This window comes from Flavobacterium sp. KY-23415 (assembly GCF_055384985.1).
Window position 1 is genome coordinate 81342 of the sequence record NZ_AP044001.1, and the last position, 12147, is coordinate 93488.

The window sequence follows — 12147 nt, forward strand, 5'->3', positions numbered from 1 at the left end:
AAGGAAATGAAAATACAAGTTAAAGAAATTGGAGCTATTAAAGAAGCTTCGATAGATTTATCAAAAAAATTAAATATTTTTTGTGGGCCAAATGGAACTGGAAAGACATATATGGCTTATATAATTTATGCAATTACTTCACTTGAAAACAAAAATTTAGGAATTAGATTAGACAAAGAATACATTAACAATCTTGTTTCTGAAAAAGAAGCAAATTTATCAATAAATATTGATAAATTATGGAAATATCAACAACATGAAATATCACAAATTAAAGATAATTTGTGGAGTTTATTTGCACTTTCTGAAACTAAACAAGAACAATATTTCAACAAATCAAACATTACATTTTTAGAAACAGAAGATAAATTTAAAGAAAGAATTCTTAATCTTAGATACAAGTGGGATATAAAATTAGATGAATATAGTTTTATTATCTCCAAAGATAAAGAAAATTTAAAAATAACCATTCCTAATGAAACAAAAAGAGATGAAAGGTTTATAAGTTATATTGAAATTGTATTAATGTCAAGGATATATTCATTATTAGCTTTTTTCCCAATTACATCATCAGTTTTTTTTCCAGTTGAAAGAAATTCTATTTTTACATTTAGTAATGAATTATCAATTAGAAACAATGAAAGATATGAGATGATACAAGAAATGCTTCTTGACAAAAAAGACTTGAATCCATTTCAATTATTATTAAACAGAAAAACAAGATATCCACAGGCAATTAAGGATGCATTAAAAATAGCTGATGATTTAGATGAGTATCAAAAAACTCAAAGTAAATTTTATTATTTTGCTGAAGAAATAGAAAATGAATTGCTAAATGGGAAAGTTGTAATTTCTAAAGAAGGGAATGTTGAATTTAAAAGCAATAAAGCAAAATCATTATCACTATCTTTCCATCAAAGTTCTTCTATTGTAAAAACATTAGCTAGTTTAATATTATATTTAAAACACAAAGCAGTAGAAAATGATCTTATAATTATTGATGAACCTGAGCTTAATTTACATCCAAATAATCAAATTTTATTAACAAGAATTTTTAGTAAATTAATTAAAAAAGGATTACGAATAATTTTAAGTACACATAGTGATTATATAATTAGAGAATTTAATAATATTTTAATGATATCTAAAGGAGATGGAGATGTAAAAAAAATAGCGACAGAATTAGGCTATAATGAAGATGAAATTTTTGAAGAAAATGATATTAACATGTATTTATTTAGCTTTAAAAATGACAAATCGTTAAAAGCTGAAGTAAAAGAAATAACAAAAAATTTAAATGGATTTAGTATTAAATCAATTGATGATACTATAGAAAATCAAAGCGAAATAGCAAATCAATTATTTTATACATCTCGTTTTGGAATTGCTGAATAGAACATGATGAATCAATTAGATCTTATTAAACAAATTCTAAAACAAGACTACTTTATTAATTCAGATATACTTGAGGAACGAAATAAAGATAAGTCTGGTAAAGAATTTAGAATGATTAGAAAAATAAAAAGTCACAAAGATATAAAATATCTCCTTTTTAGATTAGACCCAGACAAAGTTTCTCCTTTTCCATATTTCAATAGAAATACAGGATTATCAAAAATATGTGATTACATTATATTTGTTCAAAAAAGAAAGGCTCTATTCATATTACTTGTTGAATTAAAATTAGGAACTGAAAGTGCTAGTAACCAACTAATTTCTAGTGAAGAATTTGCTAAATTTATAATAAACTCAGGTAAAAGAACTGGAATTGATTTCACAGAAGATATGCATTTTAGGAAAATCAAAATAAGTGAAGCTGCATTATCGCGACAAAAAACTGCTACTGATAGGTGTACAAAAGATGAAAATGAAATTATACACTATAATCATAAAAATGAATTTCAAATAATGGAAATTCTTCATTTATAATAAATTAATAAGCAAAGAAAAATGGCATTAGATCAATATGAAAACGAAGATCACAGAATACAAGAAAAGTTTAAACAAAAAACTTGGAACGAGATAAGAACCAACGATTCATGGGCAATATTTAAAATCATGTCCGAATTTGTTAACGGATATGAAGCAATGGGAAGAATTGGTCCTTGCGTTTCTATTTTTGGTTCTGCAAGAACAAAACCAGAAGACAAATATTATTTATTAGCTGAAAAAATTGCATACAAAATTAGCAAAGGAGGTTATGGAGTAATTACTGGTGGTGGACCTGGAATTATGGAAGCTGGAAACAAAGGAGCGCATTATGGAGGAGGAACTTCTGTAGGTTTAAACATAGAACTTCCTTTTGAACAACATTTCAACCCTTATATTGACAGAGACAAGAATCTAAATTTCGATTATTTCTTTGTTAGAAAAGTAATGTTTGTGAAATATTCACAAGGATTTGTTGTAATGCCTGGAGGTTTTGGAACATTAGACGAATTGTTTGAAGCAATAACACTAATCCAAACTAAAAAAATTGCAAAATTTCCAATTATTCTTGTTGGTACAGAATTCTGGACAGGATTAATGGACTGGGTAAAAACAGTACTGTTAGAAAAATTCAACAATGTTAGTCCTCAAGATTTAGATTTGTTTACTATTGTTGACAATGAAGACCAAGTGCTTGAAGCACTAGATAGTTTCTATAAAAAATATAACTTATCTCCAAATTTCTAAAAAACAAAGAGGCAGCCTAAATAGACTGCCTCTTTTTCATTTTTTTTTCACTTTGCAAGTGTTAATACCAAAAAGAGCATAAAGTCCACAAAATTGAAGCGATGAAGTAACAATCATAACCAAACCAAAGCCAAGAACAACCCATTTAAAAGTGCCTTCTAATGAGCCCGAAATTCCTAATATTAAGGCAATTATACCTATAATAATTCGAAGAAAACGATCTCCATTCCCTACATTTTTTTTCATATTATATAAATTTAATTGATTAATGGTTACTCATGCTATTTTTTTTAATTTTCAATAGGCTTTCCTTCTGCTTTCCAATCTGTAATTCCTCCTTCTAAATCTACAATTTTAGTAAACCCTAATTCTTTAAGTTTTTCTGCTGCCCTTGCACTTCTTCCTCCTGCTTTACAATAAACCATTACTGGTTTTGTTTTGTCTAATGTTGCTATCTTTTGTTCAAAATCCTTTGATTTAATATCTATATTTTGAGCCTTAGCCAAATGACCAGAATTAAACTCATCTGCAGTCCTAACATCAATAAGCTGAACACCTTCATCGTGCATCTTTTGCTCAAAAACAACACTATTGGCAAGCGTTACACTTTCTGTTTGCGACTTTACACAAGCTGTTGTTGCTAAAAACACAAGACCTATAATTCCAATTCTAAATTTCATTTTAATTTATTTTTCATTAAATATACAAAAAAATTAATTCATTTGACCTCTTATTATCGAAACCAAATCATTGGCTCCCACAACACCAGATTGTCTCCACAACATCTTCTCCTCTTTAAACAAAATTAATGTTGGAACACCCCTCACCATAAATTCACTTGCCAAATCTTGATATTGATCTACATTAATTTTTATAATCTTAACCTCATCTTTTAATATCGATTTTGTTTCTTGAAGAATTGGAGACATGGTTTTACATGGACCACACCAATCCGCATAAAAATCTACTAAAGTTAACTGATTTTGTCCAATTAGTGCATTAAATTTCTCATTCATAATAATTCTTTTTTAGTAGTACGAAATTACAAAAAAACAGACTTAAAAAATGTAATCTAAGTTACATAAGTCAAAATCATCAATCCCAAAAAGATTACGTACCTTTGCGCAAAATACAGCATTAATGAAAACATTTCAAGATTTCGATTTACCAAAATCACTTCAAAAAGCAATAGACGAACTTGGATTCGTTACCCCTACTCCAATTCAAGAAAAATCTTTCTCGGTCATACTATCTGGCAGAGACATGATGGGAATTGCACAAACTGGAACTGGAAAAACATTTGCGTATTTATTACCCATTTTAAAACAATGGAAATTTCAAAATAATGAATCTCCAAGAGTAGTCATACTTGTACCAACAAGGGAATTAGTCGTTCAGGTTGTTGAAGAAGTAGAAAAACTAACCCAATACATGTCTGTTCGCTCCTTAGGAATTTTTGGAGGAGTAAACATCAACACGCAACGAAAAAGCCTAGCTGAAGGCATAGATATTCTTGTAGGAACACCTGGTCGAGTAATGGACTTGGCCTTAGATGGTGTTTTACGTTTTGATAATTTACAAAAATTAGTTATCGATGAATTTGATGAAATATTAAACCTTGGTTTCCGTGTGCAGTTAACTTCTATTTTGTCAATGATGAAAAGCAGAAGACAAAACATCATGTTTTCTGCAACCATGACCGAAGATGTTGATGATGTCTTAGATGAATTTTTCGAATTTCCAGAAGAGGTATCTTTAGCACCAAGCGGAACACCGTTAGAGCAAATTCAACAGAAGCTATATCACATACCCAATTTCTTAACAAAAATTGACGTTATTAAACACATATTAAACACAGATGAAACCACTGAACGTGTTTTAATCTTTGTTAACAATAAAAAATTAGTCGATGTTGCGTTCGAATTAATAAACGAAGACTTTCCAGATCAATTTGGAGTGATTCATTCCAACAAATCCCAAAACTATCGTTTAAGCACTATGGCTAGTTTTCAAAATGCAGCACTTAGAGGAATTATCACAACAGACGTAATGGCACGTGGTCTAGATATTTCAAACATTAGCCATGTAATCAATCTTCAATTTGCAGATAGCCCAGAAAAATACATGCACCGTATTGGTAGAACGGGTCGTGCAGACAAAGAGGGTGTAGCCATTAGTTTAGTTGCTCCCTATGAAGAAGATTTACTACTTGCTGCAGAAACCTTAATGAACAAAGAAATAGAGGTTTTCGAAATGCCTTCAACCATTGAAGTATCTGAGAAAAAATTAGAATTTGAAAAAGACAAACGTCGATTCAAATCAATAGGAAAAAAAATAAAGACCGACGAAAGAGGTGCGGCTTTCCATGAGAAAAAAGACAAAAACAAAAAAATAAACCTTGGTGGTCCAGGAAAAACCAAACCAAGAAAAACGGCACCAAGAAACAGAGCAGCAGAAGCAAAAAAAGCTGCAAAAAGAAAGAAAAAATAACCTTGTAATTTGCACAACATGGCAAACGATTTTCTACACGACCAACGATTTACAGATATTATTTTCAAAGAAGACGACATCAAATATAAAGAATTTGAAAACTGTCAGTTCGTAAATTGTGATTTTAGAAATTGCTATTTTTCTAGCGTCTATTTTATAGATTGCACCTTTACCGAATGTAATTTTAATGATACTAAAATTAATTATGTTTCGCTTCGCGGTGTTGCATTCATTAAATGTGATTTTACTAATGTAAATTTTGCCATGACAGACCAAGTCATTTATGACTTTAACTTTACAGATTGTCTTCTAGATTATGCCAAATTTTATGCCTTAAAACTTAGAAAAATTAGTTTTTCGGGTTGTAGTTTAGTGGCTGCCGATTTCATGAAAACCGACTTGACTGAGGCTATTTTTGATCATTGCGATCTACGCAGAACCGTTTTCATTGAAACCATACTCAACAAAGCTGATTTTACAACCAGTTTCAACTATGCTTTTGACCCTGAAGTGAACAAAATAAAAAAAGCACAATTTTCTCTTGAAGGATTGCAAGGATTGTTGCAGAAATATGACATTGTTGTGAAGTAGTTTCTTCTGTTTTCCAATTATCACTAATTAAAGCTAAGTTTATAAACATTTCAATAAAAAAGGTATTCAAAAAAATGCTAAACTAATTACAAAACATTTAATCTAAATACCTTCTTTAATTTTAAAAAAATTATTTCAAATCATCTATTAATTTTTCAACCAGCTTTGTTTGTTGTTCGAGCAAATTGGATATTTTATTTTGATTGTCTAGCAGTGAATTTATTACTTCTGTAGAATTTGTAAAATTTATAGTTGAGTTATTAGGATTAATAACATAATTAGAACCTTTAAACTGAGCATTCGAAAAATTCACATTGGAAACGCCTTCAAGTAAAGAATAAATATCAGTTTCATAAAAATCACAAATTTTCATTAAATTATCAATACTTGGTTTTGACTTATTACTTTCCCAATTAATAAGTGCTGTTTTTGAAATTTCTAATTCTAAAGCTAGTTGTTCTTGAGACAATTTTCTAGTTTTCCTTAACGAATGTAATTTTTCACCTAGATTCATTATTTTTTTTCTGCTAATTTAGTAAAAATTAAACTTTAGTTACCAAAAAATAAACAATTGTTGTATTTACTACTTCCTATTGTTTTGTTAATTTGTTATGTTAAATGATTTAATTTAAATTTATTACACATGAAATTAGAAACTTTAAAGAAAGACAAATTTGAACCTTTTAAACAAAATGAGATTCAAAACAAAATGAAAATCGTTGGAGGAGCTGAAGGTGACCAACCAACTACCTTTAGAAATAACAGATACCATGGTACTGATACTATTAACACTAAAACTTTTGGAGAACCAAATACTGTTTTACCACAAGCAAGCCTTCTAAACGGACGCCCTGGATATGTTGATTTTCGTAAACATGAAAACATCCCAAATTAAACGCAAAACATTATCTTTTGTTCACAAATAAAATTATTCTACTTGTGTCTTGCAAGTGGAATAGTTTCTATATTGTTATACTTTTTTTTAAAATTTAAAAGATGAAATTAATTTACTTTCTTTTTTTTATCATTTCATTTGGTATCTATTCACAAAATAATAAAGATTATACTTATTATCATAAGCTAATCAATAAAGGAGAAATATTTTTTCTAAAAGAAAAAAATGTTGATAGCTCGCTATATTATTATGACAAAGCATTTAAAGAATTTGACTTTATTTTTGTTAAAGATGCTGTGAATGCCGCACAAATAGCCTATTATTCTAAAAAAGATTATAAAAGGTATCTTATTAAAGGATTTGATTTTGGTTTAACTCTAAATCATTTACGATGGATTAAACTTTTTGAACCAGATTTAAAAAAACTATTAATTGATAAAGTACTAGTAAAAGAACATGCCGTTAGAAGAAAAAAATATTTAGAGAAATTAGATTTGGACTATTTGAATACCCTATATACTATGGGACTTCAAGATCAAAGAGATAAATGGGATCCAAAGGCAAAAAACTATGAGAGTAAAAGAGATCGCGCTTTTCTCAAAATTGAAAAACTAATAAGAGAAAAAGGATTTCCTGGAGAAAAAATTTTGGGCATTCAAGATTCTATAGTTTTTAAGGATTCTAAATCAAAATATAAAGATTTGCCCAAGTTAATAAATGAAGATGCAACTTTAAAAACTTATTTTACAAGCGAAGATGGTTTATTATCGCAACACATGATCTATTTAATAATGATCCATAACTTCTGTAGCTATAAAAAACTAAACGATATATGGTTAAGAGAAATTAGAAATGGTAATATTCACCCCAGAGATGTTGCACTTTTCCATGACAATATGTATCGCACTTCTTCATGTGCAAGCCCAGATATTCCTTATAAAAATCATCTATATGTTCATTATAACAAGTATGATAAGTATTCAAAAAAAATTAACGAACAACGAGCTAAACTTTTTATAACCAGTTTAGAGATAGACGATTTAAAAAAAGAATATGAAGAAAAATACGGATTTAAATTTTTTTGGGGTTTCATGAGTTGCAGATAAGTTTTCACATTATAGCTTATTTTTTGAATTTTTAACATAATTTTTTTCTACCCTAAACCAATATGAATTCAAATTTACTTAATGACTTTAATAAGGGTAAAATTGTTATTCAATCTGACGCAGATGACAGAAGTACAGATGACGTTATTCAATGGCTAAAACACTTAGACTCTAATATTGCAATTCAATCCTATTTAAATAGTTATAACATTAATGATTTAAAATTTGAATTATCCAATTCAAATTTTGAAATCAACTTAAATAAAACAAATTTTTCTTTAAGTTCTAATTATTGGTATAGAAGAGGTTTCTTTCACATCTCAAAAACTAACACTTTTATTTCAGAAAGTATTCATATAAATAATTCAAAACCCATACTTGATTTTCTTAATAAAAAGAAAAATGCTATTCAAATTAATAAATATGATGACAACAAAATAGGAAAACTACAACAATTAGCACTTTGTAGAGAAGTAAATTTAGATTTTCCTGACACTTTAATTACAACCAACCTTATTGATGTTAAAGAGTTTTTGAATAAACATGTTAAAGTAATAACCAAGCCAATAGAAAATCCATTTTCTGAACATCAAATTAATGATTATACAGTGCATTTTTTTACTTCAACAAAAGTAATTACAAAAGAAAATATAGACCATTTTAATGAAGAAAAATTTCAACCCTCTTTATTTCAAAAATATACAGATAAAAAATTTGAAATAAGAAGTTTTTATCTGAATGGAACTTTTAATACTATGGCTATTTTTAGCCAGCAAAATGAGAAAACCAAAATTGATTATCGAAATTATGACAATGAAAATCCAAATAGAACGGTTCCTTTTTTATTACCAAATGATATAGAAATGAAACTGATTAAACTAATGAAATTGCTAGACTTGAATTGTGGTTCATTTGATTTAATCTATACTTTAGATAATAAATACGTTTTTCTCGAAGTAAATCCAATAGGTCAATTTCAATGGCTAAGTAGAGGTTGCAATTTTAATATTGAAAAATTAATCGCTAAAACATTACTAAATGGAGAATAAGGAAATTTTAAAAAATCAAATTAAAGAAATTTTAAAAAAGGAAGCTGATAAATTCCCTTTTATTGCGCAACTATGGGAAATTGAAATAGAAGAAAAAAAGTCAAAAAAAAGTCAAGAAGAAAATTTCATTTACTTTGGACATTTTGAAACAAAATGCTATTTATCGAGTCCTTTTTACAAGCCTTTTTCAAAAATAATAGATTTTTCAAAACTAGATGAATAAAAATATTTATAAACTTTTTGCTAATTGCATTATAGTAAAAGGAAAAAATAGAGCCCTAATTTGCGATTTACAAAAAAGTAAATTTCAATTGATTCCACTTAGTTTATCTGGTTTATTTGATGATGACAATGTAATTGATTTATATGAAATAAGAAAACAATTAGACGAAGAAAGTATGCCTATTCTTAAAGAATACATGGACTTTCTTATTAGTAATGAGTATGTATTTGAATGTACGAGAACGGAAGCAAAACAATTTCCATCTTTATCTATGGATTTTGATTATGCTTCTACAATTTCGAATGCAATTATTGATTATGATAAAAATTCAAATCATGATTTTCAAAAAATAGTCGATGCTTTTTTAATTCCATCAAATTGTAGGCATGTCCAATTGCGATTTTATGACAAAGTAGATTTCCCTGTAATAAATGCAATAATGAAAATAGTTAACACTTCTTTCATAAAATCTGTAGGGTTTATTATGAAATATAATGAAACTATTTCTATTGAAAATTTAAAAGAATGGGTATTTCTAAATAAAAAAATAAAAAGTGTAACGATTCATTCATATATTAAAAACGAAATTATTCAAGAAGAAAATTATGGTTTCGGAATCATTGCAGCTGTAAAACAAGAAATAAATAATGAAACACATTGTGGAGTTATTCATCATAATTATTTTAACGTTGTAGTAGAATCATTTACAGAATCTCAAAGTCATAATTCTTGTTTAAATCGTAAACTTTCCATTGATAAACAAGGAAATATCAAAAATTGTCCTTCAATATCACAAAACTTTGGAAATATAAAAGATACATCACTAGAAGAAATATTAATCAATGAAGATTTTAAAAAATATTGGAACATTACAAAAGACCATATAAACGTTTGTAAAGATTGTGAATTCCGGTATATATGTACAGATTGTCGCGCTTATATTGAAGAGCCAAAAAACCAATATTCAAAACCCTTGAAGTGCGGTTATAATCCTTATACCAATGAATGGGAAGAATGGAGTACAAATCCTTTAAAACAAAAGACAATTGAATATTATGATATGCAGGAGTTAATAAAAAAATAAATTTAACAAGACTACAACCTGTTAAGACAGTTATCTATAAGTTATCAAAATAATATTACTAATAAAAACCCTTAAAAATTAATTTCCCTTCTTGGGCAAAGTAAAAAAGAAAGTAGTTCCAATACCCAGCTCACTTTCCAACCAAATCGTACCTCCGCTTCTATTGATTATTTTTTTCACCAAAGCCAAACCAATTCCAATAGAATCTACTTCTGGCTTTATTTCCAATTTCTGAAACAGTTGAAAAATCTTTTCAAAATATTTCTCTTCAATACCTGGGCCATTGTCTTTAATTGAAAACAAGTGAAAGCGCTCTTCGTTCTTATAATCGACTGCTATCGCTATTTGCTCTTTATCATTATGCTTTATGGCATTTTGAATAAGATTTTGAAATACTTGAAGAATTTGAGATTCATTCACAATAATCGTTGGAAATTCCCCATTCATAACTATAGCACAGTTTTTAGATATATTCACAGCAATAAGACGTTTTAATAAAACATTCAGATCAACAGCAACAACACCCTCACTGGTTTTATCTTGCAATGAATAATTAAGAATTCCTTCAACCAGCAAATCCATTTGAGTAACCTGCTCTTTAATTAAATCTAAATTATTCACAATCTCCTCATCGAATTTATCTTTACTATCTTCTACCAACCATTGCGATATAGTATAAATATTTCTCAACGGACGCTTTAAATCATGTGAAACCACATAGGCAAATTCTTCTAAATCTTTATTTCTCTCAGAAAGCTCCTTTGCTCTTTCTTCTAAAGAAGAAGTGCGTTCTGTAACTTTTCTTTCCAAATCCTTATTTACTTCTAATAACATTTTGCTATAACGAACAGCACCATTTAAAATGATAAAAGAATAAAAGAATATGGCAGACATAGAAATAATAATGGCACCCTCAAGAACTACATCTAAAGAAGATTGTTGCACCCTATATATCATGTGGAGCAATTGGGTAGCACTTAAAAACACAATTAACACCCTATTACTTAAAATTAATATAGAACCAAAAATCACAATATAAGTCCCCAACAAGTAATCAATTGCAAAAGAATTTAAAAAAGTAGTATAAATTAAATAATGACCAAAAAGCCAAAGTGGGAAAAAAGAAAGCCAACCATAATAATTTGCAACCCATTTCTTATTTAGCCAAGCAAAAGCTCCAAACAATAAAAAAAACAATAAAAAAAACAAACGAGCACCATTAATTTCTATAGCAGTTGGTCGCAACCAAAAAATTAAAATAGAATAAAGATACAAACCAGGTGCAACCAAACACAAAACCAATCCAGTACTCTTGCGCTCGAAGGGTTCTAATTTTCCAGCATTTTTTAATAGGTTAAATAGCATAGCAGTAGTGATAAATTTAACTTAATCACCTAAAAATACAAAAAACAATTTTAAAAAACTGTTTTTCAAATTATTACAATAAAAAAAAACACAACACGCAAACCAAATTACCTTTTTAAAATCAATTCAAAAAAGTTGAAACGACTTCATAATATTAATTGTAAATTTGAATACTACAAACAAATAAAACCAAAATGAGGGAACATCATTACAAAATAAAAGTAGAATGGACTGGAAATTTAGGCGATGGAACACTCAATTACAAATCCTATAACCGAAACCACAACATTCTTGCAGAAGGGAAATACAACACAATACAAGGTTCTTCCGATCCTGCTTTTCTAGGAGATCCAACAAAATACAATCCAGAAGATTTATTTTTGTCCTCTTTATCCTCTTGCCACATGCTTTGGTATTTGCATTTGTGTTCAATTAATAAAATCATTGTTACTGCCTATATTGACAATGCTACAGGAACAATGGAAGAAACAGCAGACGGTTCGGGAAGATTTACTTGCGTTACGTTGTACCCAATTGTAACTATAACCGATGAAAACATGCAACAAAAAGCAAAAGAACTTCATGAAGAAGCCAATAAACGCTGTTTTATTGCAAATTCTTGCAATTTTAAAATAGCACACCATCCGAAAATTATACTTGAATAATTG

The 12147-nt window shown here is 28.4% G+C and carries 16 protein-coding genes; 11 read left to right on the forward strand and 5 right to left on the reverse strand.

Features of this window, described 5'->3' with window-relative positions; all coding sequences use genetic code 11:
- The first annotated feature begins 6 nt into the window (after window positions 1-6).
- Genes ACZ49Z_RS00385 through ACZ49Z_RS00395 form a run of 3 tightly spaced genes read left to right on the forward strand, consistent with a single transcriptional unit; the run spans window position 7 to window position 2676 of the window.
- Entirely contained in the window at window positions 7-1395 is a 1389-nt protein-coding gene (locus ACZ49Z_RS00385; RefSeq protein WP_464306231.1) for an AAA family ATPase, read from the forward strand.
- A 3-nt stretch (window positions 1396-1398) separates the two neighbouring features.
- Window positions 1399-1929, forward strand: coding sequence for a hypothetical protein (locus ACZ49Z_RS00390; protein WP_464306232.1), 531 nt, complete (start codon window positions 1399-1401; stop codon window positions 1927-1929).
- Between the two features lie 21 nt (window positions 1930-1950).
- Window positions 1951-2676, forward strand: coding sequence for an LOG family protein (locus tag ACZ49Z_RS00395; RefSeq protein ID WP_464306233.1), 726 nt, complete (start codon window positions 1951-1953; stop codon window positions 2674-2676).
- Between the two features lie 36 nt (window positions 2677-2712).
- Here ACZ49Z_RS00395 and ACZ49Z_RS00400 read toward each other — a convergent pair whose 3' ends face one another.
- Genes ACZ49Z_RS00400 through trxA form a run of 3 tightly spaced genes read right to left on the reverse strand, consistent with a single transcriptional unit; the run spans window position 2713 to window position 3692 of the window.
- Window positions 2713-2922 (reverse strand): YgaP family membrane protein, encoded by a 210-nt coding sequence (locus tag ACZ49Z_RS00400; RefSeq protein WP_464306234.1) that lies wholly within the window; start codon window positions 2920-2922, stop codon window positions 2713-2715.
- Window positions 2923-2966: 44 nt separating this feature from the next.
- Window positions 2967-3356, reverse strand: a complete 390-nt coding sequence (locus ACZ49Z_RS00405; RefSeq protein ID WP_464306235.1) for a rhodanese-like domain-containing protein — start codon at window positions 3354-3356, stop codon at window positions 2967-2969.
- 33 nt (window positions 3357-3389) lie between these two features.
- Entirely contained in the window at window positions 3390-3692 is a 303-nt protein-coding gene (gene trxA / locus ACZ49Z_RS00410) for a thioredoxin (RefSeq protein ID WP_464306236.1), read from the reverse strand.
- A 124-nt stretch (window positions 3693-3816) separates the two neighbouring features.
- Between trxA and ACZ49Z_RS00415 the strand changes: the two genes are divergently transcribed.
- Both ACZ49Z_RS00415 and ACZ49Z_RS00420 read left to right on the forward strand, forming a co-directional pair.
- A complete protein-coding gene (locus ACZ49Z_RS00415) occupies window positions 3817-5166 on the forward strand; it encodes a DEAD/DEAH box helicase (protein WP_464306237.1) in 1350 nt (449 codons plus the stop codon).
- A gap of 18 nt (window positions 5167-5184) precedes the next feature.
- Window positions 5185-5757, forward strand: a complete 573-nt coding sequence (locus tag ACZ49Z_RS00420) for a pentapeptide repeat-containing protein (protein ID WP_464306238.1) — start codon at window positions 5185-5187, stop codon at window positions 5755-5757.
- 130 nt (window positions 5758-5887) lie between these two features.
- Here ACZ49Z_RS00420 and ACZ49Z_RS00425 read toward each other — a convergent pair whose 3' ends face one another.
- Window positions 5888-6271, reverse strand: coding sequence for a helix-turn-helix domain-containing protein (locus tag ACZ49Z_RS00425; RefSeq protein ID WP_464306239.1), 384 nt, complete (start codon window positions 6269-6271; stop codon window positions 5888-5890).
- Window positions 6272-6400: 129 nt separating this feature from the next.
- On the opposite strand from ACZ49Z_RS00425, the gene ACZ49Z_RS00430 reads away from it, so the two are divergent.
- From ACZ49Z_RS00430 to gwsS, 5 genes are all read left to right on the forward strand, one after another.
- Window positions 6401-6652 carry a hypothetical protein gene (locus ACZ49Z_RS00430; RefSeq protein WP_464306240.1) on the forward strand — a complete coding sequence of 84 codons (252 nt, stop codon included), beginning with the start codon at window positions 6401-6403 and terminating at the stop codon, window positions 6650-6652.
- A 101-nt stretch (window positions 6653-6753) separates the two neighbouring features.
- Window positions 6754-7758, forward strand: a complete 1005-nt coding sequence (locus ACZ49Z_RS00435) for a hypothetical protein (protein ID WP_464306241.1) — start codon at window positions 6754-6756, stop codon at window positions 7756-7758.
- 62 nt (window positions 7759-7820) lie between these two features.
- On the forward strand, window positions 7821-8807 hold the full coding sequence (locus tag ACZ49Z_RS00440; protein WP_464306242.1) for an ATP-grasp domain-containing protein: 987 nt from the start codon (window positions 7821-7823) through the stop codon (window positions 8805-8807).
- A complete protein-coding gene (locus ACZ49Z_RS00445; protein WP_464306243.1) occupies window positions 8797-9030 on the forward strand; it encodes a hypothetical protein in 234 nt (77 codons plus the stop codon). Before ACZ49Z_RS00440 ends, ACZ49Z_RS00445 begins: the two co-directional genes overlap by 11 nt.
- Window positions 9023-10114, forward strand: a complete 1092-nt coding sequence (gene gwsS / locus ACZ49Z_RS00450) for a grasp-with-spasm system SPASM domain peptide maturase (RefSeq protein WP_464306244.1) — start codon at window positions 9023-9025, stop codon at window positions 10112-10114. Before ACZ49Z_RS00445 ends, gwsS begins: the two co-directional genes overlap by 8 nt.
- Window positions 10115-10192: 78 nt before the next feature.
- Here the strand turns inward: gwsS and ACZ49Z_RS00455 are convergent, their stop codons facing one another.
- Window positions 10193-11479 carry a sensor histidine kinase gene (locus ACZ49Z_RS00455; protein ID WP_464306245.1) on the reverse strand — a complete coding sequence of 429 codons (1287 nt, stop codon included), beginning with the start codon at window positions 11477-11479 and terminating at the stop codon, window positions 10193-10195.
- A 194-nt stretch (window positions 11480-11673) separates the two neighbouring features.
- Between ACZ49Z_RS00455 and ACZ49Z_RS00460 the strand changes: the two genes are divergently transcribed.
- Complete coding sequence (locus ACZ49Z_RS00460; RefSeq protein ID WP_464306246.1) at window positions 11674-12144, forward strand: OsmC family protein; 471 nt, start codon at window positions 11674-11676, stop codon at window positions 12142-12144.
- Window positions 12145-12147 lie beyond the last annotated feature (3 nt).